Below are 24,813 nucleotides of genomic sequence, written 5' to 3'. Positions count from 1 at the left end.
CAAGTAAAGCACCCGTTAGCCATCCATGTAGCGCTAAAACCAGTGATACACCACAGAGAATGAAAGATTATTTCGTTCTTTCATGGGAGTTTAAGAAGAACAGTGACGTTTATTAAACAATCGTGCCCGATTGTTATATAGCCCCTGTAATTGAAGTATAGGAACGATAAAAAAACGCTGGTATACAGCTTAATAAATTGTCTCTATATACTGGTTTTTATTCAGATAACACACTCTGAAAAATCTCGAAAAGTCCTATCGTAGCTATGTTTATAGCTTTGCATAAAAAGCGGTATAAACAATAGTCCTCGTAAAAAGGCACGAACGTTGATTTAACAACATCCGTGCCTTTTCGGTGTGTTTCCAAACTTTCATTTAGGAACGTTTATTTAACTGGTCGTGTATAATCTTCTTCTTTTTCAAGGAACCTATTACTCACCATTATAAGAGTCTATAAGCTTTCTTGTCTTAAAGTCGTAAATTTTATAACCTATTTCCCACATATGGTCTTTAGACACTGTAATTTCGCAGTAATATGGGGATGCTTTTCCATAAGCATCAAGTTCCGGCATCTCAACAAATGAAAATTCTTCATCTGTATCAATCATATTAAACCACCAATCAGTATAACGACCATCTTGACGTATTTCTAAAGTACATTGTCCGTTAATAACCTCAAAGTCTTTCGTAACTATAAATTTCAAACTAGGTATAGTTAACCATAACATTAAGAGTCCCATTATTAAGGCACCGAGCATTTTAATTGTCTGCCCAAATTCCATTTTTCTTTTTACAGACATTATCATTAAAAAAATCAATGCAACTATAATAAAAAATATACCTATACCTAATCCTACATAATAAACAAAAATAATAATCCCCATCCTGCAATAATTAGTTACTATGCTTACGCAAATTCAATTATAAAAGTTTCAAAAATATTAAGATAACCCTTACCAAAATCATATTTTGAACGTTTATTAGATTTGTTTTATATGCTTTATAAATTGTTATTGCACTAAAGCATTCATTCGTTGAACAAAACATTTTTAAGCCTAATTTTTTTTTAGTAAAAAGTTGTTATTCCACAATCTGGCCCGATTGTTGAACACAAGTTAAACATCATTGTTAAACTAACCTGCTCCGTTAGTTGAATAAGAAAGAGATGGGATCTCTACGGAATCCCATCTTGAAGAAAAGCACTCCTTTAGTTGAAGAAGAACTCTAGCTTTTTTACCACAAAAGCACCTGATAATCATTTATTTGGATATCCATTCATATTGAATATCAGCTAAATTTTCTTCATTTTCATGTCCTCTACCTATGATTTCAAATCCTTGTTTTTCATAAAATCGTTGTGCATTTTCATTTACTTCAAATGTGTATAATGTTAATCTTCCACTTGATTGCGCTTTTACTTTATCTAGTAATGTATGACCTATACCAATTCCTTGATAATCTATATGAATATATAGTTGGCTTATTTCCCTTTCATTATAGGCAATCATTCCAACTACTTTTTCATCAATTAACGCTAAATCTATTTGAAACTGTTCAGATAATATATGATTTAAAAAATAAACGTAACTTTCAAAGCTGTGAATTTCTTTCTGACCAATAGCCTGTTCCTTACTATCTCGCCACATATCCACTGTTTGTTCAGCGTATTTGGGATTATACTGAGTAATTATCATTTTGTGTTGGTTCACTACAATACCTCCTCAAGTTTGTTTACTGCTAAATATTGTTTTCCTGATATAAATTCGATGAATACTACCTGTTGCAGGTATTTTAGCATTTATAAAACTTTTTGCTAGTTTCTTTCACTAACCTGCACCGTTAGTTGAATAGCAACAATCTTATAGAAAACAGTCATTTTTTTGGTTTTGCCTGTAAATCTGTGATACCGCAAACATCTGTCATATATTTTAATTGTTCTTCAATTTGAGCAGGTGTGGCTTCCGGGCTATCACTTATAAATTCTTTTTGTAATACAGTTCTCCTAAGTGATACCACACCGAACTTATAACTTGTGCCTAGAAGTTCTAGAAAAGTGAATGTTGGGAAATTAATTTACGAGCCTTTGGTTATATTCAATCCACTTTTCCATTTCTCGCCCCACTGCTTCTAAATTACAAACTTTTTCATTAAGAATGATGAATGGCATTCAAGAATAGTGGTTTAATGAGAATACGGCTATCCTAACCTTTTAGCGGCTTAGTGCAATAACAGACTAGAAGCGTCTTCGTGATACTTTTTCTTGTGTAGAAAATGTGTAGAAACTTTTCATTTTCTATCCTGTTCTAACGTATTCTCAAAAAAAGGAAAAGCGCCTCAAACCCTTGATATTAAAGGATTTGAGGCGCTTTTCAGTTGGTTCAAACTTATTCTATCTGAACCTTGATACGTCCCAGGAGGGATTCGAACCCCCGACCGACGGCTTAGAAGGCCGTTGCTCTATCCTGCTGAGCTACTGAGACATGATATTATGTAGTCCATATAAGGACTATAAGGACAATATTTATTATATGTGCTTTATATCATAATGTCAACATTAATTTTACTATGAAGGCAAGGTTTGCCTCATTATTAATATTATATGATTTCATGTACCCCATTATGCCCTCTCTCAGCTCTTCTTTTGCTAAAATAATGAAAAGCAATAAAACTGGAGAAAGCAATATGTTTAAAGATTTGGTTGTCGTCGTAACTGGCGGTGCACAAGGAATCGGCAAAGGCATTGTGCTTGTGTATGAAATGGTGCCAATGTTGTTATCGCCGATTAAAATAAAGAATTAGGGCTGCAATTAGAAAATGATTTACTTGCGAAAGGTCATTCAGTTCTTTTTGCTCAAACAGATGTTACGATAGAACAGGACATCGTTTCTTTAATGCAAAAAGCTATTAATCATTTTGGTACTATCCCTATTTTAATTAATAATGCGGGGAAATTACAACATAAATCTCTTTATGACGTAACATTGGATGAATGGAATGATATGATTCAAACAAATTTAACTTCTTTCAGCGGGTGTCCGAACACCCGCTGAAATAGAGGAACTCAGTCTAAGAACGCCACGTCCTGTGGCAACGACTGAGTGACCAACTTCGTGTTGGCCTAAAGCCTCCGGTGGATGTCACGGAATTATGCCGAGGCATAATTGATCGCGGTCTTTTTGTGTTCAAGGGAGGCTGCAAAAGTTATGCGAGTGAATGTCAATGGCGGCTCAATCGTTTCTATAGCCCCTACAAGCGCTGAGATGTCTGAGCCCCATACAGAATGCCTATGCAGCAACAAAAGGCGGTATCGTCGCAGTAACACATGCTTTAGCGCGTTCTTTTGGTCCAGATAATATTATGGTTAATTGTATTTCGCCTGTTTGGATTGAAACAGGTGATTATGAACAGCTCCTTGAGACTCCCACCCTTAAAGGGACAAGCTGACTAATGTCAGTGGGATTCCTGAGTAACTAAGCGTTCGCAGTCCATTTCTGTTTTGAACAGCTCTCAAGGTTGGGGTATCCCATTACCCCTCCCTATCCAGTGCATATAGCAGATAGGGCTACGCTACTGTTACTATAGCGTATAGTTGGTTTCGTTCGATGTGTTTTAGCGTCTTTTCTTGACGACACATATTGTTTTACCGATAGCATGAATTAGGCTATCGAACCTTATACAATATCCAATTTTCAATGAACAAGCGTGTTTTAAAGACTTTTACTTGTATATATATGAAGTATAACACCCTTTCAGACAATTAAGGTAGCAAAAGCTAGCTCTTGTCTGACCTCACTTTCATCCTATTTCTAAAGACGGGCCACACCTGCATAGGCTTTCTCGTTCGAAAAATCTGTAAAATTGATCACGAGCAACATTTATCGGGCGTGTAGGCGTACCTGAAGACATTGAACAGGCTTGCTTGTATTTAACTTCTTTCAGCAAGTGTCCAAACACTCGCTGAAAAAAGTTAAAGCCTCCGGCGGATGTCACGGAATCGGAAAGGAGTTCTTAAAAGGATGTTAGCCTAAAATCATCGCATCCATGCGATAACGGCTAACTGACCTGCATCACGCAGGCCCAAGCACAAAGCCGATTCCGGACGCAATTATGCCAAGGCATAATTGATCAAGCCCCTAAAATAATTTCATCACAGGCATTAATCTAACAGTGGATGGTGGGATGACATAGAAAATGATGTATGAAGAATAAGTCAAACTACTCAATCAACGAACAAAAGTAAACCAGATTCACTAAGCATTTTTGAATCCGGTTTCTACTTTTGGCGAATAAATTCTTGCCTGTTTACTCTTCGAATAATGAGCAATAGGTTGGATGCCTTGTATAGATTCCTTCACAAATGGAGCTAAAGAGTTGCTTTCAATGTTAATACGAACACGTTGTAGCTGCCATGGCATATGATCTATATCTATGCGAACTAGAGAACTCTTCCATTTTGACCAAGAATGATAACGTTCCACTAACCATTTATCAAATACAGAACTACTTATTTCACTGGCAATCGGTTGATATGAAATTTTCAACCTTTCATCCGGTGCACCGTGATATAAACTTGTAAACGAAAAATGGTTCTCTTTTTGTTTTATAGATATTTTTGAATGGCGATATGATAAACTGCCCTTTGTAGCTATTTGTACAATAAAACGATTCGTAACATCTAAGTTAAAGAAATAGATACCTTTCATGCCGTTATATGTAACATATGTCCGGACATTAAGCTGCAAATGGGAACCTACTCCTGGTAATGGTGGTAGAAATCTCAGTCGTTGTCCTTTTACTTTAAAAAGGACAGCACTAAGCCAAGCGTTATTTTCATAGAGATCCAGTTGCAGCTCTTGCGGAATGTACTGTTCTAAATCCTTAGGTGAAACTGGCCAATGTAGAAACAACACATCTTGCCATATTTGCGTTAAAACCCACGATTTACTCCACATAAAATAACTCCTTTCTGTAGTTAAATTCTTTCCTACAAAGGAGTTATTCAAACGAAAATGACTATTTTTGTTCTGAATCTAATGTTTCATTTTCAACATATCGATAATATAAATTGCGCAGTTCGGATTCTTTATAATTGCCTAAATGACTTTTATATTGTGGATGCACCAAAATACCATGATCTCGAAGTTGCTTCACAAACCAACCTTTTGAATACTTATGCACTTTACACATTCCCTTCACTACTATTCATACATAGCGTATGCTCAGGAATTTATGTAGTGACATTTTTTCAAAATAAAAAAACGAAGAATTTATCCTTCGTTTTCATACTGTTGAAAACCAAAATGGGTCAAGGTAATTTTGGTGAATGTTATGCTCTTTAAATGAGGGTGATTTCCGTTTCAGGCTACTCGCTTTCGTACATAAGATACATACTATGTGAATTAGTTGATTGGAGTGAAGACTGGGCGACTCCTTGGGGATTAGCGTCACAGATGAGACCCTGGAGCGAAGCGGGAAGGTGAACGAAGGCTAAAAACATCACGTCCTGTGATAACGCCTTTGTGACCAACATCCTGTTGCCCCGACGCCCCTAGGAAGCTTTGCTCTGTGCGAAAGCGTAGCGACAGCAATTGTTTTATCTGTGCGAAAGCGTAGCGACAGCAACAACAAAGCGCCCAGTCGGAACGGAAATCAACCCCTCACTTTGCCGAAGAGCCATACTTTATTTAATATAACTTTATTCCCTCGGTTTTCAACTTATGTGCCACAAAACGTTCGATATGGTTGGTTAGATGGTGTTGGTAATGTTGCATATTCCTGCTGCTCCTTACAATGTGCAAAAGGTTGAGCAAGAGCATCCAGTAATCGCTCCATTACGCTAAAGTCTCCCTGTTCAACAGCAGCCTCTAATGCTTCTTCTACACGGTGATTTCGTGGAATAACTGCTGGATTATGATCGCGCATTAATTGTTGAGACATGTCTTTTGTTTCTTGCTGTCTTTCTAGTCTTGCAAGCCAATTCTTATGCCATTCTTTAAATTCATTTGTACTAAATAACGTTAATTCATCAAATTTATCGAAGGTTAATGCGATAAATGTATTCGTATAGTCTGCCTGATGTTGCTGCATCAATTTTAGAAGCTCTTCAATGAGTGCCACATCCTGATCTTCTTCGTTGAATATCCCAAGCTTTGCTCGCATACCTGCTAACCAATTTGCATAATACAACTGAGGATATTGCTGTAGTGTGTCTTGAGCTAATTTTATAGCATCTTCCTGATTTTCGTGGATTAACGGTATTAATGATTCAGCCAGTCGTGTTAAATTCCATCCTCCGATATTAGGTTGGTTACCATATGCATAACGGCCTTGTCGATCAATAGAGCTAAATACTGTCGCTGGATCATACGTATCCATGAAAGCGCAAGGACCATAATCAATCGTTTCACCACTAATGGTCATATTATCTGTATTCATGACGCCATGAATAAAACCAACTAGCTGCCATTTTGCGATGAGAGATGCTTGTTTCTTTATAACTTCCTGTAGAAGGGTCAGATAACGATTTTGAGCTACATCAGCACTAGGAAAGTGACGTTCCAAAGCATAATCCGCCAAAGCTTTTAGCTCCTCCTCTGATCCAAAGTTCGCTGCAAATTGGAAAGTCCCAACTCGCAAATGACTGCTTGCAATACGCGTTAAAACTGCGCCAGGAAGCTCGGTTTCGCGGAGGACCATTTCGCCTGTAGTTACGACAGCTAAACTTCGAGAGGTTGGAATACCAAGTGCATACATGGCTTCACTAATAATATATTCACGTAGCATTGGACCAAGTGTTGCTCTGCCATCTCCGCCACGTGAATAAGGCGTTCTTCCTGAGCCTTTTAGTGCGATATCCAAGCGTTCATGAGTTGGTGTTAGTTGTTCACCTAATAACAGTGCTCTTCCGTCTCCAAGCATATTAAAGTGACCAAATTGATGCCCTGCATAAGCTTGGGCAATGGGCATGCCACCAGTCGGATTGTTGTTACCTGCAAAAATTGCTACCGCTTCCTCGCTTTGCAAAGCATCGACGTTTAATCCAAGTGATTTGGCAACTGATTCATTTAACATTATTAACTTTGGTGAACGAACTGGATTTAAATTGATTGATGTATAAAAAATGCTTGGTAAGCGGGTATAGCTATTATCAAAATTCCATCCTATTGTATTGTCCATGTTTTCTCCTTTGTTACGTTTATATTTATTTTTTCTACTTTATCATAAACAATTCATAGCCATTTTTACCATTTAATCTTCACCAATCAGGCCAGGATAAAACAAAAAACGCTTAGAGTTTCTAAAACCTAAGCGTTTTTGTTACATCATTTTCGCATAAACCTGTGGGTGGAAATACAGTCATTATCATCCGTAAAGAACTTTACTTCAAAATACGTGTCTTCAGCCTCTACAAGGGCAAAGCTTTTTTCTTTACGGCCACGTGGTTTTAATAAACTCCCCGGATTTAAAAATAACACATTATCAATCATTTCCGCCCCAAGAATATGAGAGTGACCAAAGCACGCAATTTGTGCGTCTACCTCTTTGGCACGATATGATAATGATAAAATTGAAGTTTTAACATTGAATAAGTGGCCATGTGTTGCAAAGACTGTTACGTCCTCTAAAACGAATACTGCTTCATCAGGAAAGGCTTTATCGATGTCACAATTTCCTCGTACTTTCTTCATGCCCTCCAGTGCTTTATGTGAGAAAGGAAGCTCACTATCTCCACAGTGAATCAAAGCATCGACCTTTGGGTAAAAGCTACGAACTTTTTCAATCACATTACTATCCCCATGTGTATCACTCATGATCAGTATTTGCATGGATATCACCTCTTATTTTATAAGACTTGGCAATTGTTCCTTCAACTTACGAATCGCATTCCCGCGGTGGGAAATTGCTCCCTTTTCATCGGCTGTTAGCTCTGCCATCATACGGTTTAAGCTTGGGACAAAGAAGATTGGATCATAACCAAATCCGTTTGTACCACGTTTTTCGTGTGCAATGACACCTTCACAAGTACCAAAAACTGTTGTCGTTTCAAAACCAGGCCCTGCAATAGCGATGCAACAGCAGAAGCGTGCTGTACGCTTTTCATCTTCGACATTTTTTAGGTTTTCTAATAGTTTAACCATGTTTGCTTCATCATCATGATCACCAGCATAACGTGCGGAATAAACACCAGGTTCACCATTTAATGCATCAACAGCTAAGCCACTATCATCAGCAATAACAATTGTGCCCAGCTCTTTTGCTAATGCTTCTGCCTTTAAGATTGCATTTTCCTCAAAAGTAGTGCCTGTTTCTTCTATTTCCATCTCTGGGGCAACATCAAACATCGTTACTACTTCATAACCAAGTGGACCAAATAATGCTTCGAAATCTTTTGCTTTTCCTTTATTTTTCGTTGCAATGACTACTTGTTTCATGTTATTCATTTCCTCCCACTTTGTTAGCCAATTCACCTAGTGTCTCTTTTTGAAGTGCAATCAATTGTTGAATGCCCTTTTCACCTAACGCCAGTAGTTCATTTAACTCTTCACGAGAAAAGGTTGCTTCTTCACCTGTCCCTTGTAGCTCAACAAATCGTCCTGCTCCTGTCATGACGATATTCATATCTACAGCAGCAGCGACATCTTCAACGTAGTTTAAGTCTAAAATTGCCCCATGATCCTCTACAATACCAACACTCGTTGCAGCTAAATAGTCTGTTACCGGGAATTTTGCTAATTGTTTTTCTTCTGCAAGCTTAGCAATTGCCTGTGTCATCGCTACAAATGCTCCGGTTATTGAAGCTGTACGTGTCCCTCCGTCTGCTTGAATCACATCACAGTCAATCCACACAGTACGCTCACCAAGTGCTTCTAAATCAACGACAGCACGTAATGTACGACCGATTAATCGTTGAATTTCCATTGTGCGGCCATTGACTTTGCCACGAGATGATTCACGTGCTGTACGCTGTGCCGTTGCACGAGGTAGCATTGAGTATTCTGCAGTGATCCACCCTTTGCCTTGTCCACGTAAAAACCCAGGAACCTTATCTTCTATCGTTGCTGTACAAATTACTTTCGTATTGCCTACTTGAATTAACACTGAGCCTTCTGGGTGCAATAGATACTCACTATCTATTTTCACAGGTCGCAGTGCATCTATATTTCTTCCATCAAATCTTGTCATAGTTTTCGTTCCTCCTAAAATCTTTCGCGCACTCATCTTAACATAATTTTCACCTTCAAAAAAGTGCTCGGTCTCTTATGCACAATGCTAAAAACGGCAAAAATCAGCCTAGCGCCTAGCTAAGCTGATTTTTTATTTTAATGTAATACGTTTTATATAAAGAGTACCTTGCTCAAGCCAACTTTCAGCAATCGAACGGAAAATTGGAACAGAACCAGTTGCATAAAATTTATGAGCAGGCACAGCGTCTGGGTCAGCCAAAGTACCATTATATGCAAGCATTTCTTGAACATCCTTTGCTGTTTCCTCAGCGGAAGATAGCACAAAAACTTCTTCTCCTACAACAGTTTCAATTTGTTTTTGCAAAATTGGATAGTGCGTACATCCTAGTATGACCGTATCAAATTGTTCATTTTTTAACGGTTTTAAGCCTTCCGCAATTAATTTATTTGCAAATTCACCTTTATATTCGCCACTTTCTACAAGTGGTACGAATGTAGGACAAGCAAGTGGAATAATATGAGTTGACGTATTCAGTGAAAGTAAGGCTTCCTCATACGCCCCACTTTTAATTGTTCCTTCTGTTGCAAGCACAACGACTTCATGTCGCTTCGTTTTCTTTACAGCTGCACGTGCGCCAGCATTAATAACGCCTAGTACCGGAAAAGGCATATTTCTTTGTAAACTTTCGAGTGCTACTGCAGTCGCTGTATTACAAGCAATGACGAGCATTTTGATATTCATTTTCTCTAGTGCTTTTGCCATTTGCCAAGTAAAATTTCGTACTTCTTGACGAGTTCTTGGACCATACGGACATCTTGCTGTATCACCAATATAATAGATCGTTTCATTTGGTAATAGCTTCATTATTTCTTTTGCTACGGTTAAACCGCCTACTCCTGAGTCAATAACGCCTATCGGGGCATTCATACTTTCCGCCTCAATCCTGTTTCATGTGTACATGTAGTTTTTCTAAATAGCTTGATAATTGCGCGACTTCTTGTTCATTAAAACCAACAAGTTTCTCTTGCAAATATTGCTGTCTTTTTTCAATAACCTCTTGAATAATACGTTCGCCCTTTTCGAGAAGATGAACAACAACGACACGACGATCATTTTCGTCACGCATTCGCTTGACTAATTCATTTTTCTCCATTCGGTCCACTAGATCTGTTGTTGTACTAAAAGCTAAGTATAATCGATTTGACAGGTCGCCAATTGTTATGTCTCCAAGCTCTTCTAACCACTGTAATGCAACAAATTGTGGCGGCGTAATCGCATATTGAGAAACAATCTCTCTTCCTTTTTGCTTCACAATCGCCGCTATATAGCGTAATTCCTTTTCAACCGTTGCAACGGTTTCAGGTGAGTGCTTTGTTACTTCATCCGACATATAACTATTTCACTCCTAAAAATACGTTGAATAGTTCTATTTTGTCGTTTTTTTTCTGAAATAGCAAGTGTCCAATTAGTCTAATTTGAATTCTTCTAAGCGTAACAGCTCAATTAACGCCTGAGATCGATTCGTTACACCTAACTTTTGAATTGTATTGGAAATGTGATTTCGCACTGTTTTTTCACTAATACCAAGTTGCTCTGCAATATCCCTCGTTGTTTTTTCAGCTAATAAAAGCGCAAATATTTCACGTTCTCGGTTCGTTAAAAGAGAACGATGATGAGAGCCATTCATTCAGTTACACCCTCCTCCCCCGCACGTATTGTAACTTATGTTAAGGAATGGGGAGCGGTGACGGCTATTTTCATGAATATCTCGTGTTTCTTTAAAAAAATCGGAAATTGCTTCCATACATTAATGAATTTTATGTAAAAATGCAATTTCAACCGTCGAAATCATTGTTTATACTTCTTTTCCCGAGGGACTTTTTCGCAATAATGTTGAAAAATATTACTGTCAATCAATCTTACTACAGACAACTTTCGCAAACCATTTCCTATCCTATATGAATACTAGGTTTGCTAACTGGGTTTTTGATTCTTCAGATAGAGGTACACTCTTCCCAGTTCGAGGGTCCATTTGCACTACCGTACCACGCCCCGTAAAGCAAACCTCATCATGTTGGTTTTTCGCTAAGTAATGAATATCCATTGATGAGTTTCCTACTTTCGCTATCTTCGCATAAATTCTTAGCACATCATCAAAGAAAACCTGCTTCACGTAATCACACTGTAAGTCGGCTACAATTGGAATCCCATCTACATGTTCATCAATTGCTGATGGCATTAGAACACCTAAATGACGGAAATAATCGATTCGTGCTTGTTCAAAAAATGTAAAGCTAACGGTATTGTTCATATGACCATACATATCCGTTTCTGAAAAACGTACACGGACCTCAATAAAAAATGCAAAATCCTTTGCCCATTCCTGAAAATCTCCGATATAATTTGCTTTCATCTTAACCATCCCCCTAATTTTAATTCGCTTCTTCCCGAAACAACAGATGGAATTAGCAAGTCATAAATGAATTTATATTCATTATAAAGGAAAATACTATATTATCATAGAAAATCCAGATTTTTTCTCGTTTTATTCAAAATCTCCTTTTTTCATAAAACTCAACATTCCCCGTTCTATTTTTATGCTGTATTGAAGTCATCATATTTAATCTACAAAATTATTTAATATCTACATAAAAAAACCCCCTCACACATTGAGTGTAAGGGAGTTTGGGAGTAAAGCTTGTACTATTAGTCAACGTAGTGGTCAGAACCGAAGAAGTTACGGAACATTTGCACTGAAGTTGCACGGTTTAATGATGCGATAGATGTTGTTAAAGGAATACCTTTTGGACAAGCAGCTACACAGTTTTGTGAGTTACCGCAGTTTGCAAGGCCTCCATCACCCATGATTGCATTTAAACGTTGGTCTTTAATCATTGCACCAGTTGGGTGAGTGTTGAATAGACGTACTTGTGATAATGGTGCTGGTCCGATGAATGAAGCTTTTTCAGACACGTTTGGACATGCTTCCATACATACACCACAAGTCATACATTTAGATAATTCATAAGCCCATTGACGTTTACCTTCTGGCATACGTGGACCTTCACCTAAATCATAAGTACCATCGATTGGAACCCATGCTTTAACTTTTTTAAGTGCATTGAACATACGTTCACGGTCAACTTGTAAGTCACGAATAACTGGGAAAGTTTTCATAGGCTCAAGTTTAATTGGCTCAGTCAATTGGTCAACAAGAGTTGAACATGATTGACGTGGGCGGCCATTGATAACCATTGAACATGCACCACAAACTTCTTCAAGACAGTTCATATCCCATGCTACTGGAGAAGTGTTTTCACCATTTTCAGTAACAGGATTTTTTTGAATTTCCATTAAAATAGAAATTACGTTCATACCATGACGGTAAGGCACTTGGAATTTTTGCCAGTAGCCATTGCCGCCTTTTGTATCTTGACGTAAAATTTCCACTTTGACCATTCTTCCAGTATTAGCTGCGATATTCATAATTCTTAGTCTCCTTTCGCAGAGTAATCACGTTTACGTGGTGGAATTAATGAAACGTCGACTTCTTGGTACGTGATGATTGGATCACCAGTAGTTGGGTCAAACTTCGCAATTGTTGTTTTTAAGAAGTTCTCATCATCACGGTTCGGGAAATCTGGCTTATAGTGAGCACCGCGAGATTCGTTACGTAGTAATGCACCTTTTGTCATTACTTTTGCTAGGTAAATCATATTTTTCAACTGACGCGTAAAGTGAGCACCTTGGTTACTCCATTTTTGAGTATCGTTGATGTTAATGTTTTCCCAACGTTTTTGGAATTCATCAAGTTTATTCAATGTATCTTTAAGTTGGTCGTTGTAACGTACTACTGTCATAGTAGCTGTCATCATTTCACCAAGCTCTTTATGAAGCAAGTAAGCGTTTTCTGTGCCGTCCATTTTCATGACCGCATCCCACTTAGCTTGTTCTTCTTTAACGCGAGCATCGAATACTTCTTGAGGAAGATCTTCAGCATGCTTTTTAAGATGTTTAACATAATCTACTGCGTTTGGTCCAGCAACCATACCGCCATAGATAGCAGATAATAATGAGTTCGCACCAAGACGGTTTGCACCATGTTGAGAATAATCACATTCACCTGCTGCAAATAGACCAGGAATTTCAGTCATTTGGTTGTAGTCAACCCATAATCCACCCATTGAGTAGTGAACTGCTGGGAAAATTTTCATTGGTAATTTACGTGGATCATCACCTACGAATTTTTCGTAGATTTCAATAATACCACCTAGTTTTACATCTAATTCATGTGGATCTTTATGAGAAAGATCTAGGTATACCATGTTTTCGCCGTTGATACCAAGTTTTTGGTTTACACAAACGTCGAAAATTTCACGTGTTGCAATATCACGCGGTACTAAGTTACCATATGCAGGATATTTTTCTTCTAGGAAGTACCAAGGTTTACCGTCTTTATAAGTCCAAATACGGCCACCTTCACCACGAGCTGATTCTGACATTAGACGGTTTTTGTCATCTCCAGGAATCGCTGTTGGGTGAATTTGGATGAACTCACCATTCGCGTATGAGGCACCTTGTTGGTAAACGATAGAAGCAGCAGAACCTGTATTAATAACAGAGTTTGTTGTTTTACCGAAGATAATACCAGGGCCACCAGTCGCCATAATAACAGCGTCTGCACGGAATGATTTGATTTCTTCTGTACGCATATCTTGCGCTACGATACCACGACAAACGCCGTCAGGATCGACTACTGCACCAAGGAATTCCCAGTGCTCATATTTGTTCACTAAACCAGCTACTTCGTGAGAGCGAACTTGCTCGTCTAGTGCGTATAGTAATTGCTGACCAGTTGTTGCACCAGAGAAAGCTGTACGGTGCATTAAAGTACCACCGAAACGACGGAAGTCAAGAAGACCTTCTGGTGTACGGTTGAACATTACACCCATACGGTCCATTAAGTGAATAATACCAGGGGCTGCATCACACATACCTTTAACTGGTGGTTGGTTCGCTAAGAAGTCCCCACCATAAACCGTATCATCAAAGTGGATCCAAGGAGAATCCCCTTCACCTTTTGTATTTACCGCACCATTAATTCCGCCCTGCGCACATACAGAGTGTGAGCGTTTTACAGGAACTAATGAGAATAAATCAACTTCTGTACCAACTTCAGCTGCTTTAATCGTTGCCATCAGACCAGCTAGACCGCCGCCGACAACAATTATTTTGCTTTTCGCCATGATTATTTCTCACTCCTCTTAAAAAATTGCAATGATTGCATGTACTCTATAGTAGTTTCTATTACATTAAACGAAAGCTAAAATAGCAGCCACACCAACTACACTTAGAATTACGAAAATAATGTTTGTTACATAAGTAGCAATCTTTTGAGACTGAGGAGATTGTATAATACCCCAGCTTACTAGGAATGCCCATAAACCGTTAGATAAGTGGAAAGTAGCTGATATAATACCAACAATGTAGAATCCAAGCATGAATGGATTAGAGACAATATTCGCCATCATATCGTAATCAACTTCTGTACCAAGCGCTTTTTGAATACGAGTTTGGAAAATATGCCACGCTATGAAGATCACTAAGAATACACCAGTGAAACGTTGTAATGAGTACATCCAGTTACGGTATGTGCTGAAACGTCCTGTATTTGGTGTTGCAGTGAATGCAATGTAGACACCATAGAATGCGTGGAACATTAATGGAATATAGATGACAATCCATTCAACTAGGATAAGGAATGGAATCTTTTCCATATTTGCGGTAGCTGCGTTGTAACTTTCTGCTCCGCCTGCTGCTGTTAAGTTAATGAACAGGTGCATCGTTAAAAACAGACCTACTGGTATGATCCCAAGTAGAGAATGTAAGCGACGCCATAAAAACTCTCGATCTTTCGACAAGACTGTTACCTCCCTTAGTACTTAAAATAGCACAACAAAAGAAGTCATCATTTTGTAACTGATACTTCATTGACTGTGTATTTCATCATGGTACAATATTATGACATGTTTATTGTACTCTCAAGAGCTACGAGCGTCAAGGTAACTTGGAGTTTTTCATATCCCTTATTAAAGAAAGAATCTAGTACGTGATGCATCGTTTTTTCTCGAAAAATCTATCTTTACTTTATCAGTGTCAAATTTTAAGAAAATTCCAAGAAAGAAGGATTTCAATGTTAAACACTTCATCTCCCACAATCTCAGCATTTGGCTATGAGATAATTCGCGATTATATTTTATCTTCCATTCTTGGTAAACACGAAGATGATGTCCTTTACTGGGCAGGAAAAGATCTAGCTCGGAAGTTCCCATGTAAAAGTCAAGACGAACTTATCGCATTTTTCGCAGATGCCTGTTGGGGTAATTTAGAGCTTATGAAAGAATCGAAGGATGGGCGCCTATTTCAATTGACAAATGATCCAGAACTGTTACAAATCGGTCTTCGTAGCTTTAGACTTGAAGCAGGATTTATAGCTGAACAAATCCAGCAAACAAAAGGTTATTTAACAGAATGCTATGATGAAAAACATGAAAAGCAACAGAATGTTACATTTACAGTAAAATGGGACGTCAAAGAAAGAATCATGAACACCGTTCCTACAGAATAAAACGAAAAGGATTGTCATCCGAATTTACGGATGACAATCCTTTTTATATAGGCTAAATATATAAGATTAATGGAGTGAAGACTGGACGCCCCCAGGAAAGCGTCCTGACGGAACAGACATCAACCCCTCGTTATAATCACAAATCATTTTTATATTTATAGTTGTGCATGTCTTTCTTTTAAGAGCACATCTATTAACGAAATAAATGCCTCCAAAATATTAAGTGAGTGTTGAATCATTTCCTCTAAGTTACTAATTGACAGTTCATTCACTAATTTTTGTGCAGCCATATGTACTAATTCATGAGGTTGTTCTATATGACGATATTCTGGTAATTTCTGATATTCCTCAAAATGTCCATAATACCATTTCCCAAACATACATTGATGATGCGTCTTTAAAGTTTCTTTATGGCCAGCCTTTTGAATAGCATTTCGCAAAAAGCTAGCATGATCCATTAACCTTGCCGCCAGTTGGCTAACTACCGTTTGTTCTGAGGGCTTTCTGATTGTCGGTACAATAGCTTTTAACATTTCAGATACTTGATTTTGTATTATATCCGAGAAGTCACTAGTATGTGATAGTTCCGTCGTTGTTTCCGCTAAACGACCTACTGCTATTACATTTTCTTCTGATGCGGCTGTTATTTGATGAATGCCATGTGCTGCTTCTTCAATATTTTTACTTGTTACAGTCAGATTAGCAATATTGTTCTTCATGATACTTAAAAAGTCAGTTAAATAATGTTCGACTTGTTTAATATTTGTTATTGTATTGTGTAATTTCTTATCAATGACTGATCGAATCTTCGTCATTTCTTGCAATGAACCTTTCGAGCTGTTGGCTAACTTCCCTACTTCCATCGCGACAACATTAAAGCCCTTTCCATGCTCACCAGCTCGCGCGGCTTCAATAGAGGCATTCAAGGATAGTAGTTGTGTTTGATCGGCAATCCCGGTTACCCCTTTACTGATATCGTCCATTTTAGTCATTTCATCATTTAATTGCTCTGTTGAATGAGCTCCTTTAGCCAACAACTCCTGAACCATTTCACCTTTTGAAATGGATGATTCCATTTCCTCTACTAGTAATATGGAATGCTGTTTTATTTCTTGAATATTTGCATTAACATTTTGCTCAACCGCAAGCATCTCTTCTGTATTTGACGACATTTCTTCACTCATTGCGGAAATATCCCCTACACTCGTTGAGACATTTTGAACCTTTAAAGCCGTTTGAAAATTAATTAACTCCATATGCGCTAGTACAAAGTCTAATATCGCATTTTTCACATCAATGCTTTCCTGCTCAAGTTCCAATTCCAGAATTCGTTTTTTTAATATTTGTATTTCTAAATCATTGTCTCTTTCAACGCTTTCATCCATTGGCTTTTGAAATAAACCGAATAATACCATACAAACCCCAACCTTCCCCTTGGTAAAACATGTCATATTTTATTATATAACAATAAAATTGGATAAAATATTAAATTGATGTGAACAAAAAAAGATGTGCCCATTCCAGAAGATTCATTCTAAGTGAAGTAGTTGATTGGAGTGGAGGCTGGGCTACTCCTTGGGGATCAGCGTCACAGATGAGACCCTGGAGCGAGCAAAGCGAGTGAAGCGGCTCATCGGACGCCCCCAGGAAAGAGCCCAGCCGGAACGGAAATCACCCCCTCGTTTTGCCATAGATCCCTACTTTATTTAATATGACATATTAATTTCATTGACATAATAGTTTTTCAACAACAAAAAAGATGTGCCTTTTACAGACACATCCTATTCAAAATTATATGTAAAGCGCTTGTTCTAAGTTAAATTCATCATGTAATGCATTTGCTGCATGAATCATTTCGTCCTGAGGAACAACGACAGAAACTTTTATTTCAGAAGTACTGACCATTTTTACAGGGATACCTTCACGACGTAGACGATCAAACATTCGGGCAGCCACCCCTGGATTAGATGCCATTCCTGAGCCAATAATAGAGACTTTTGCTAAGCCGATTTCAAAATCAGCAAAACTAAACCCTAATGATAATTTACTATCTTCTAGGACACGTAATGCTTCAGCGAACTCCTCTTTTAAAATGGTAAATGATACAGTTGGCTTTAAGCCATCAATTATTGCTTGTACGATTATATCGACGTTTATGCGATTCTCTGCAAGTATTGTGAACATATCTGCTAATGAAGCATTGGAATAAGCATCATAACCAACTGTTAAGCGAATAACGTCTGACTCATAGGCAACACCACGTACAATTAAATTTTTCTCCATTTCAACTTCCTCCTTCAATAAAGTACCTACTGTATCTATTTCGCTCGACCGAATGATAACTGGGATTTGAAACTTCTTTGCTAACTCTACAGCTCGTGGGTGTAAAATTTGTGATCCTAAGTTTGATAGCTCTAGCATCTCATCGTAGGAAATTTCTTTTAGCTTTCGTGCCCTAGCAACATGACTTGGATCAGCTGTATAGACTCCATCCACATTCGTGTAAATATCTACCCGCTCCGCCTTCAATTTTGCTGCAATAGCTATAGCCGACGTTTCCGCCCCACCTTTACCTAACGTCGTAATATTCCGTGAATTATCGATACCCTGTCCCCCAGCAACAATTACGATTTTCCCCTGTACAAAATGCTCTTCTATTCGACTAGCATCCATTTCATCAATACGGGCATTGCTATACATAGCATCGGTTTCAATGCCTACCTGCCAGCCTGTTAATGACACAGCATCATATCCTTCTTCCTGTAAAGCAATTGCCACTAATGTACTTGTAAGTTGTGAGCTTGTAGAAAATAGTGCGTCTAGTTCACGCTTAGATGCGTTGTCTGATAGATCACGAGCCATCTTTGCTAATTCTTTAGCCATACCCCTCATAGCTGTAGTGACAACGACAACATCAAAACCTCTTTCCTTTTCTGCAATCGCCTTTTTCGCAACATTTTGAATGTGCTCTGTTGATGCTAATGTAGCACCACCAAATTTCATCACAATTCTCGCCATCTTTATCATTCTCCTTCGTATTAAATCATTTCGCTGATTATAAAGTTGCTATACTTTTGCAGCAAAATCAAAGTGACACGAGCACTCACTTTCCTCCGCTCCAATTTTTTTAACATCACCTCTCAGGTAGGGGGTAACTGCCTTGAAAAAAGTTTGTCTCTAGAAAGCAAAAAGGCAGCTCTCACATAACGTGAAAGCTGCCTATAACATGTACAATAAAAGTAACTTGTGCATGTGTGATAGCTCTCCGAAACGATTAGTATCGACAGTCTTACATCTCTTAAATGTAAAACCAGCACAGCATCGGAAACAACGATGCTCCACTTCGGCAAGCTTCCCTTTCATACATTTTCACTGGACTTGTTCGTCCTCGAACGTACTACTCTTGAACCTTGCACCTCTATCATCACTAAATAGTGAAAGTATTTAATTAACCTTAGTGAAGAAATTTCCAATTTAATAGTAGAAACTACTGAAAAACTAAGGCACGGTATACAACATTGCTATATTGAAGGGCAATGTTATATACAAACTTAGCATATGTCTAATCCTTTGACAATGGCTCTTGTAGAAAATCAATTTCGCCTTGGCGTAATTGCGTCCGGAGGCATTATTTTCATTCAGTAGGTATTTGTACACCCACTGAAAAGGAACTCCATCTGCATTCATCTCACCATCTTCAGAGGTGGGAGTCTTCTATTGAATGAAAATAAGCATAGATATTGTTAGCTAGATTAGATGGCATCCCTGCTTCTTGTAATGCCTGCATACTTGCCTCACGAATTTTTTTGACAGAGCCAAAATGCTTAAGTAATTGCTGTTTTCGCTTTGGACCAATGCCCTCTATATGATCGAGGACAGATTGTATAGCATGCTTCTCGTGCTGCTGTCGTAAGAAGGTAATAGCAAAGCGGTGTACTTCGTCCTGAATTCGTTGCAGTAAGTAGAATCCATCGCTTGTTCGCTTTAATGCAATTACTTCAGGTGGATCACCAAATAGAAGCTGTGACGTATTATGCTTTTCATCTTTTGCTAATCCGGCAATTGGAATGACAAGGCCAAGCTCATCTTCTAACACTTCTCGCGCGACTTCCATTTGCCCCTTCCCACCATCTATTAGTACTAAATCTGGTAAAGGTAGACCATCTTTTAATACGCGTGTGTATCGACGACGAATCACTTCCTGCATCGCCCCGTAATCATCGTGCTTCGCAGCAGTACGTGTTTTGTATTTTCGATAATCCTTCTTCGCAGGTTTTCCATCGATAAATACAACCATTGCAGATACAGCATCTGTCCCATGCATATGACTATTATCGAAAGCTTCAATCCGTAAAGGCGTAGAGATGCCCATAGCTTCACCAAGCGCCTCACATGCTCCTATAGTGCGTTCTTCCTGACGTTCAATAAGCTGGAACTTCGCTGCTACAGCAATTTCAGCATTTTTCGTCGCTAATTCAACTAGCTCTTTTTTTTGCCCACGTTTTGGTGTCAGTACCTTAACTTCTAATAATTCCGTTAAAATATCTGCATCAATAGATTGTGGGATAAAGATCTCCTTAGGCTTAATGTGCTCTAACTTTTCGTAAAATCGCCCAACGAACGTTAAAAACTCCTCTTCTGCCTCTTGATAAATTGGGAAAATCGAGACATCTCGCTCAATGAGCTTTCCTTGACGGACAAAGAAAACTTGAACACACATCCAGCCCTTCTCGACTGCATAGCCAAATACATCGCGGTTAGTTGTATCACTTGAGACGATTTTTTGCTTTTGCATGACTGTATCGATATGTGCAATTTGATCACGAAATTCCTTTGCACGCTCAAACTCTAAATGTTCAGCGGCCGCTAGCATTTTTACCTCTAGCTCCTTTTTGACTTCCTCAACCCCACCATTTAAAAATTTTGTCATATCCTCAATCATATCGTGGTAAAGTTCAGCATCAATATCCTTGACACAAGGGGCTAGACATTGTCCCATGTGATAATACAAACAAACCTTGCTAGGGAGTTGTACACATTTTCGCAGAGGATATAAACGATCTAGCAGCTTTTTCGTCTCACTTGCTGCATACGCATTCGGATATGGACCAAAATATTTTGCCTTATCCTTTTTCACTTTTCGTGTTGTAATAAGACGTGGGTGTTTTTCATTTGTAATTTTTAGATACGGATACGTTTTATCATCCGTCAGCATAATATTGTACTTCGGGTCATGTAGTTTTATAAGATTAAGCTCTAAAATTAAAGCTTCAATATTGGAGGATGTCACAATGTACTCAAAGTCTTCTATTTCGCTTACAAGTCTCTGTGTTTTCCCTTCATGCGTACCAGTAAAATACGAGCGTACTCGATTTTTCAGCACTTTTGCTTTCCCGACATAAATAATGGTTCCTTGTCGATCTTTCATCAAATAGCAGCCAGGCTGATCTGGTAAAATTTCAAGCTTTCGTTTAATTAAATCATTCATCGCCTACCTGCCCCCTTTTTCTTAAAACCGCGTTCGTCCCTTTATTGTCTCCTATTCCTAAGGATAACGTTCGCTTTATCTCTATATTATATAACGAAAAAAAGCCAAGCACATCTTATTGATGGCTTGACTCTTTTTTTCTTACAGATTAAGCATGTTTTGCGATAAACGCTTCTAACGCTTCTTTTGGTTGGAAACCAACAGTTTTATCTACTAATTCACCGTCTTTGAATAATAGTAATGATGGGATAGACATAATTTGGTATTGCGCTGCAGTACCTTGGTTGTTATCTACATCTACTTTTACAACTTTAGCCGCACTACCTGCAGCGTCCATTTCTTCAAGAACTGGTCCAATCATTTTACAAGGTCCGCACCATGCAGCCCAAAAGTCTACTAGTACTAACCCTTCTTTAATATCGTCTTGGAAAGTTGCATCTGTTGCATGTACAATTGCCATTTGAAATCCTCCTTAAACTTACTATGTTTGTAGTATAGCATGGATAAATTCTCTTGAGCGAACAATCTGCCTAGTATGCATAATTTATGAAAAACAAGGTCGAAAATGGCATTAAGTTGATTTGTTATTTAGTCTCATTTTCTTGAAAACGACCTTTAAAGACATACGTTAACGTAATAAAGAGATAAATAGCTAATGTAATACCTGTTACGATAATAGATGTTGTGAAAATAATACCAATCAGGATTGCACTTAACGCAATAATAGCTATCCAAGTTGTATACGGGAACCATTTTACTGCATAGGTACTTGTTTTTTCCGGCTGTTTTTTACGCGATTTCAAATGCGCAATCGCAATAATTAGCCAAATAAATAACACGGTATATCCAAGTGAACCCATTAGGAAATCAAAAGTTTTGCTTCCCGCAAATAAAGAAAATATTACAGCTATATATAAAGCTAACGTACACATTAATATGGCATATACAGGAACTTTTCTTTTTGATAAATGGGCAAAGATTTTAGGAACACGCCCGTCTACAGCTTGTGTATACAGAACACGTGATGAACCATAAAGTCCCGAGTTCATTGATGAAATAATGGCAAGTAAAACAACAGCGTTCATAATATGGTCAGCACCAGGAATCCCAATCATTTTAAAGACCATCACAAACGGACTTTCTGGCACCCCATTTACTTCATTCCAAGGAATCAAGCTAACGATAATAAAGAAAGGAATTAAATAAAAAGTCACAATACGTACTAATGTACTACGAACAGCTTTTGGCACTACTTTCTCTGGATTTTTCGTTTCAGCTAATGTAATACCAATAATTTCTGTACCACCATAAGAATAAATAACTACAAGCATTGCAGCAATCAATCCCATTGATCCATTCGGGAAGAAACCGCCATGCTCCGTTAAATTAGAAAAACCAACAGCTGTATGATTACCAAAAGTAACAAGCAATAAAATTAATCCCGCTATGATGAACACCACAATAACGGTAATTTTAATTAACGCCAGCCAATATTCAGTTTCAGCAAACACTTTCACTGATAACAAGTTAATGGCTGTAACTAACACCGAAACAGATAATGCAAGTATCCAAATTGGGTAATCCGGTAACCAATATTGAATAAAAATTGCCGCAACTACAGCTTCCGCTGCAATATTTAACACCCACATTTTCCAATAGATCCAATCTAGAAAATAAGCTGGATACTTTCCTAAAACGGCTTGCACTAAATCTCTAAATGTTCTTGCTTCGCTATTGCGGACTGCCATTTCTGCTAAACCTTGCATAACAAATAGCAGAATAATCCCACCAATTAAGTACGCAATAAGTACTGATGGCCCAGCCATATCAATGGCAGTACTGCTTCCTTTAAACAACCCTGCACCAATGGCACCACCTAAAGCCATCATCGTAATATGCCGTGAGGTCATCGTTCTCTTTAATTTCTGATTGTCATTTTCCATTTCCTTACCTCCTAAAATCAACAAATGCGCTAAAGCGCTCGTTTACATCCGACAAGCGCTGGAGAGCCCGAAGCAAAAGTAAGTGCTCCTCCACTTTTGCCCGAGGGATCGAAGCGACCTCGAGGATGTAGCGCTTTAGCCTAGCGAAAGCAAAAAAGGCATATCGTCTGTTCCTTCATTATCAAATGAAAGAAGAGACGATATGCCATAAGCAAACCGCGGTACCACTCTAATTGGTTCTTTAAGAACCCTGCTTAAAACCTAGTAACGAAGGTTAACCGTCCAACAAATAGAATATTCTGCAAATTCCATTTATCTTACCGCTCCTAGGCAAGTTCAAAGTCTTATTGGACTGCGTTGCACCAACCCGCAGCTCTCTTCACCAAATAATGAGCTTTTACTACTCCTAATCTTTGCGTTTCAAAACATTATTGAAAAGTTAAATTAATATTCATCACTATACGTTCTAAAATTAATTATGTCAACATTTTATTTTGCAATAACTTTAAAAAATCGAAAAATTCAACAAAAAAAGCAGGGAAGATAAATCCTCCCTGCGACAAATATCATTAATTAGGCATTCACTTGTAACGCTTTAAATTCTTCGATTAGAAGAGGCACTACCTCAAATAAATCACCTACGATACCGTAGTCCGCAACTTTGAAAATATTTGCTTCTGGATCTTTATTAATCGCAACGATTATTTTTGAGTTTGACATACCCGCTAAGTGTTGAATTGCTCCAGAAATACCTGCTGCGATGTAAAGGTCTGGTGTTACTACCTTACCTGTTTGACCGATTTGAAGTGAGTAGTCACAATATTCAGCATCACATGCACCACGTGAAGCTCCAACTGCACCACCAAGTAAATCAGCTAGCTCTTTTAATGGTTCAAAGCCTTCCTCAGATTTTACGCCACGACCACCTGCTACAACTACTTTTGCCTCTGAAAGATCGACACCCTCTGAAGATTTACGTACAACCTCTTTAATGATTGTACGAAGGTTTGTAATATCAACAGCAATAGAAGTGACGTCACCTGATTTACCGGCTACTTTTTCTAATGGTGCAATATTATTCGGACGAATTGAGGCTAAAACCAAACCGTCTTTTACTTTAACTTTTTCAAAAGCCTTACCTGAGTAAATTGGACGGATGAATACAACATCATCGCCAGCACCTTCAATAGACGTTACATCAGATACAAGACCTGCTTGTAATTTACTTGCAATTTTTGGTGATAAATCTTTACCGTTTGCAGTATGACCAAATACGATACCAGTTGGTTTTTCTTCCTCAATTACTGCTAATAATGCTTGACCATAGCCATCTGACGTATATTGTTTTAAATGTGGATGCTCCACCGTTACAACACGATCAGCACCATATTCAAATAATGGGCCTGTTAAGTTTGCTACGGCATCCCCTAAAAGAACACCAACAACCTCACCACCATCTGCGATTTGCTTTGCAGCTGCAATTGCTTCGAAAGAAACATTACGTAAGCTTCCTTCACGAACTTCACCTAATACTAATACTTTTTTTGTCATAGTATATTCCCTCCATT

At 38.2% G+C, this 24,813-nt stretch carries 23 protein-coding genes, 1 tRNA gene, 1 pseudogene, 1 riboswitch and 1 other annotated feature; of the genes and pseudogenes, 3 read left to right on the top strand and 22 right to left on the bottom strand.

The annotated features are described in order from the left end of the window. Positions 1–431 precede the first annotated feature (431 nt). The 3 genes from ABH968_RS00620 to ABH968_RS00610 form a co-directional block, all read right to left on the bottom strand. The gene (locus ABH968_RS00620; protein ID WP_370041612.1) at positions 432–884 is read right to left on the bottom strand and encodes a hypothetical protein; all 453 of its coding nucleotides are present in this window, start codon (positions 882–884) and stop codon (positions 432–434) included. 375 nt (positions 885–1,259) lie between these two features. Beyond that, the gene (locus tag ABH968_RS00615; RefSeq protein ID WP_370041611.1) at positions 1,260–1,709 is read right to left on the bottom strand and encodes a GNAT family N-acetyltransferase; all 450 of its coding nucleotides are present in this window, start codon (positions 1,707–1,709) and stop codon (positions 1,260–1,262) included. A 697-nt stretch (positions 1,710–2,406) separates the two neighbouring features. Further along, positions 2,407–2,480: transfer RNA gene (locus tag ABH968_RS00610), tRNA-Arg, on the bottom strand. 321 nt (positions 2,481–2,801) lie between these two features. Between ABH968_RS00610 and ABH968_RS00605 the strand changes: the two genes are divergently transcribed. Both ABH968_RS00605 and ABH968_RS00600 read left to right on the top strand, forming a co-directional pair. Then, positions 2,802–3,050 carry an SDR family NAD(P)-dependent oxidoreductase gene (locus tag ABH968_RS00605; protein WP_370042165.1) on the top strand — a complete coding sequence of 83 codons (249 nt, stop codon included), beginning with the start codon at positions 2,802–2,804 and terminating at the stop codon, positions 3,048–3,050. Positions 3,051–3,161: 111 nt separating this feature from the next. Continuing rightward, positions 3,162–3,411 (top strand): annotated as a pseudogene (locus tag ABH968_RS00600) (SDR family oxidoreductase); the annotation flags it as partial. A gap of 839 nt (positions 3,412–4,250) precedes the next feature. On the opposite strand, the gene ABH968_RS00595 reads toward ABH968_RS00600, so the two are convergent. The 13 genes from ABH968_RS00595 to ABH968_RS00535 all read right to left on the bottom strand — a co-directional run bounded on the left by ABH968_RS00595 (position 4,251) and on the right by ABH968_RS00535 (position 15,107). After that, complete coding sequence (locus ABH968_RS00595) at positions 4,251–4,952, bottom strand: YqjF family protein (RefSeq protein ID WP_370041609.1); 702 nt, start codon at positions 4,950–4,952, stop codon at positions 4,251–4,253. A 61-nt stretch (positions 4,953–5,013) separates the two neighbouring features. Further along, positions 5,014–5,187, bottom strand: coding sequence for a DUF2639 domain-containing protein (locus ABH968_RS00590; RefSeq protein ID WP_370041607.1), 174 nt, complete (start codon positions 5,185–5,187; stop codon positions 5,014–5,016). Positions 5,188–5,715: 528 nt separating this feature from the next. Further along, entirely contained in the window at positions 5,716–7,176 is a 1,461-nt protein-coding gene (locus ABH968_RS00585; RefSeq protein WP_370041605.1) for a protein adenylyltransferase SelO, read from the bottom strand. 146 nt (positions 7,177–7,322) lie between these two features. Then, a complete protein-coding gene (locus ABH968_RS00580; RefSeq protein ID WP_370041604.1) occupies positions 7,323–7,826 on the bottom strand; it encodes a metallophosphoesterase in 504 nt (167 codons plus the stop codon). 12 nt (positions 7,827–7,838) lie between these two features. Next, complete coding sequence (locus ABH968_RS00575) at positions 7,839–8,432, bottom strand: XTP/dITP diphosphatase (RefSeq protein WP_370041602.1); 594 nt, start codon at positions 8,430–8,432, stop codon at positions 7,839–7,841. A 1-nt stretch (position 8,433) separates the two neighbouring features. After that, entirely contained in the window at positions 8,434–9,183 is a 750-nt protein-coding gene (rph, locus tag ABH968_RS00570; protein ID WP_370041600.1) for a ribonuclease PH, read from the bottom strand. Positions 9,184–9,315: 132 nt separating this feature from the next. After that, positions 9,316–10,113, bottom strand: coding sequence for a glutamate racemase (racE, locus tag ABH968_RS00565; RefSeq protein ID WP_370041598.1), 798 nt, complete (start codon positions 10,111–10,113; stop codon positions 9,316–9,318). Positions 10,114–10,123: 10 nt separating this feature from the next. Further along, positions 10,124–10,576 (bottom strand): MarR family winged helix-turn-helix transcriptional regulator, encoded by a 453-nt coding sequence (locus tag ABH968_RS00560; protein WP_323653188.1) that lies wholly within the window; start codon positions 10,574–10,576, stop codon positions 10,124–10,126. Between the two features lie 75 nt (positions 10,577–10,651). After that, positions 10,652–10,873, bottom strand: a complete 222-nt coding sequence (locus ABH968_RS00555; RefSeq protein ID WP_004226437.1) for a helix-turn-helix domain-containing protein — start codon at positions 10,871–10,873, stop codon at positions 10,652–10,654. A 267-nt stretch (positions 10,874–11,140) separates the two neighbouring features. Beyond that, positions 11,141–11,599, bottom strand: coding sequence for an acyl-CoA thioesterase (locus ABH968_RS00550; RefSeq protein ID WP_370041596.1), 459 nt, complete (start codon positions 11,597–11,599; stop codon positions 11,141–11,143). A 293-nt stretch (positions 11,600–11,892) separates the two neighbouring features. Beyond that, positions 11,893–12,672: a succinate dehydrogenase iron-sulfur subunit gene (sdhB, locus tag ABH968_RS00545; protein WP_370041594.1), complete on the bottom strand. Its 780-nt coding sequence runs from the start codon at positions 12,670–12,672 to the stop codon at positions 11,893–11,895. Between the two features lie 5 nt (positions 12,673–12,677). Further along, on the bottom strand, positions 12,678–14,432 hold the full coding sequence (gene sdhA / locus ABH968_RS00540; RefSeq protein ID WP_370041592.1) for a succinate dehydrogenase flavoprotein subunit: 1,755 nt from the start codon (positions 14,430–14,432) through the stop codon (positions 12,678–12,680). 66 nt (positions 14,433–14,498) lie between these two features. Further along, complete coding sequence (locus tag ABH968_RS00535; protein ID WP_370041590.1) at positions 14,499–15,107, bottom strand: succinate dehydrogenase cytochrome b558 subunit; 609 nt, start codon at positions 15,105–15,107, stop codon at positions 14,499–14,501. A gap of 272 nt (positions 15,108–15,379) precedes the next feature. Here ABH968_RS00535 and ABH968_RS00530 point away from each other — a divergent pair, with 272 nt between their 5' ends. Beyond that, positions 15,380–15,814 (top strand): YslB family protein, encoded by a 435-nt coding sequence (locus ABH968_RS00530; RefSeq protein WP_370041589.1) that lies wholly within the window; start codon positions 15,380–15,382, stop codon positions 15,812–15,814. A 155-nt stretch (positions 15,815–15,969) separates the two neighbouring features. On the opposite strand, the gene ABH968_RS00525 is transcribed toward ABH968_RS00530, so the two are convergent. From ABH968_RS00525 to ABH968_RS00500, 6 genes are all read right to left on the bottom strand, one after another. Next, positions 15,970–17,229: a methyl-accepting chemotaxis protein gene (locus tag ABH968_RS00525; protein WP_370041587.1), complete on the bottom strand. Its 1,260-nt coding sequence runs from the start codon at positions 17,227–17,229 to the stop codon at positions 15,970–15,972. A gap of 376 nt (positions 17,230–17,605) precedes the next feature. After that, positions 17,606–18,832, bottom strand: coding sequence for an aspartate kinase (locus tag ABH968_RS00520; RefSeq protein ID WP_370041585.1), 1,227 nt, complete (start codon positions 18,830–18,832; stop codon positions 17,606–17,608). A gap of 232 nt (positions 18,833–19,064) precedes the next feature. Continuing rightward, positions 19,065–19,243: riboswitch (Lysine riboswitch) on the bottom strand. A 268-nt stretch (positions 19,244–19,511) separates the two neighbouring features. Then, a complete protein-coding gene (gene uvrC, locus ABH968_RS00515; protein ID WP_370041583.1) occupies positions 19,512–21,302 on the bottom strand; it encodes an excinuclease ABC subunit UvrC in 1,791 nt (596 codons plus the stop codon). Positions 21,303–21,450: 148 nt separating this feature from the next. Further along, positions 21,451–21,762: a thioredoxin gene (gene trxA, locus ABH968_RS00510; protein ID WP_370041582.1), complete on the bottom strand. Its 312-nt coding sequence runs from the start codon at positions 21,760–21,762 to the stop codon at positions 21,451–21,453. Positions 21,763–21,886: 124 nt separating this feature from the next. Continuing rightward, positions 21,887–23,245 (bottom strand): amino acid permease, encoded by a 1,359-nt coding sequence (locus tag ABH968_RS00505; protein WP_370041580.1) that lies wholly within the window; start codon positions 23,243–23,245, stop codon positions 21,887–21,889. Positions 23,246–23,435: 190 nt separating this feature from the next. Then, positions 23,436–23,668 (bottom strand) — a binding site (T-box leader). Between the two features lie 150 nt (positions 23,669–23,818). Further along, positions 23,819–24,796, bottom strand: a complete 978-nt coding sequence (locus tag ABH968_RS00500) for an electron transfer flavoprotein subunit alpha/FixB family protein (protein ID WP_370041578.1) — start codon at positions 24,794–24,796, stop codon at positions 23,819–23,821. Between the last annotated feature and the right edge of the window lie 17 nt (positions 24,797–24,813).

Source organism: Lysinibacillus sp. RC79 (assembly GCF_041262405.1).
Taxonomy (GTDB): Bacteria; Bacillota; Bacilli; order Bacillales_A; family Planococcaceae; genus Lysinibacillus.
This window is presented reverse-complemented; position numbering and strand designations above follow the sequence as displayed.

What these genes read in the sequence shown, in the direction of transcription:
- ABH968_RS00620 (WP_370041612.1), bottom strand. Translation starts at nt 884, where the DNA reads ATGGGGATTATTATTTTTGTTTATTATGTAGGATTAGGTATAGGTATA.
- ABH968_RS00595 (WP_370041609.1), bottom strand. Translation starts at nt 4,952, where the DNA reads ATGTGGAGTAAATCGTGGGTTTTAACGCAAATATGGCAAGATGTGTTG.
- ABH968_RS00590 (WP_370041607.1), bottom strand. Translation starts at nt 5,187, where the DNA reads ATGTGTAAAGTGCATAAGTATTCAAAAGGTTGGTTTGTGAAGCAACTT.
- ABH968_RS00585 (WP_370041605.1), bottom strand. Translation starts at nt 7,176, where the DNA reads ATGGACAATACAATAGGATGGAATTTTGATAATAGCTATACCCGCTTA.
- ABH968_RS00580 (WP_370041604.1), bottom strand. Translation starts at nt 7,826, where the DNA reads ATGCAAATACTGATCATGAGTGATACACATGGGGATAGTAATGTGATT.
- ABH968_RS00575 (WP_370041602.1), bottom strand. Translation starts at nt 8,432, where the DNA reads ATGAAACAAGTAGTCATTGCAACGAAAAATAAAGGAAAAGCAAAAGAT.
- rph (WP_370041600.1), bottom strand. Translation starts at nt 9,183, where the DNA reads ATGACAAGATTTGATGGAAGAAATATAGATGCACTGCGACCTGTGAAA.
- racE (WP_370041598.1), bottom strand. Translation starts at nt 10,113, where the DNA reads ATGAATGCCCCGATAGGCGTTATTGACTCAGGAGTAGGCGGTTTAACC.
- ABH968_RS00560 (WP_323653188.1), bottom strand. Translation starts at nt 10,576, where the DNA reads ATGTCGGATGAAGTAACAAAGCACTCACCTGAAACCGTTGCAACGGTT.
- ABH968_RS00555 (WP_004226437.1), bottom strand. Translation starts at nt 10,873, where the DNA reads ATGAATGGCTCTCATCATCGTTCTCTTTTAACGAACCGAGAACGTGAA.
- ABH968_RS00550 (WP_370041596.1), bottom strand. Translation starts at nt 11,599, where the DNA reads ATGAAAGCAAATTATATCGGAGATTTTCAGGAATGGGCAAAGGATTTT.
- sdhB (WP_370041594.1), bottom strand. Translation starts at nt 12,672, where the DNA reads ATGAATATCGCAGCTAATACTGGAAGAATGGTCAAAGTGGAAATTTTA.
- sdhA (WP_370041592.1), bottom strand. Translation starts at nt 14,432, where the DNA reads ATGGCGAAAAGCAAAATAATTGTTGTCGGCGGCGGTCTAGCTGGTCTG.
- ABH968_RS00530 (WP_370041589.1), top strand. Translation starts at nt 15,380, where the DNA reads ATGTTAAACACTTCATCTCCCACAATCTCAGCATTTGGCTATGAGATA.
- ABH968_RS00525 (WP_370041587.1), bottom strand. Translation starts at nt 17,229, where the DNA reads ATGGTATTATTCGGTTTATTTCAAAAGCCAATGGATGAAAGCGTTGAA.
- ABH968_RS00520 (WP_370041585.1), bottom strand. Translation starts at nt 18,832, where the DNA reads ATGGCGAGAATTGTGATGAAATTTGGTGGTGCTACATTAGCATCAACA.
- uvrC (WP_370041583.1), bottom strand. Translation starts at nt 21,302, where the DNA reads ATGAATGATTTAATTAAACGAAAGCTTGAAATTTTACCAGATCAGCCT.
- trxA (WP_370041582.1), bottom strand. Translation starts at nt 21,762, where the DNA reads ATGGCAATTGTACATGCAACAGATGCAACTTTCCAAGACGATATTAAA.
- ABH968_RS00505 (WP_370041580.1), bottom strand. Translation starts at nt 23,245, where the DNA reads ATGGAAAATGACAATCAGAAATTAAAGAGAACGATGACCTCACGGCAT.
- ABH968_RS00500 (WP_370041578.1), bottom strand. Translation starts at nt 24,796, where the DNA reads ATGACAAAAAAAGTATTAGTATTAGGTGAAGTTCGTGAAGGAAGCTTA.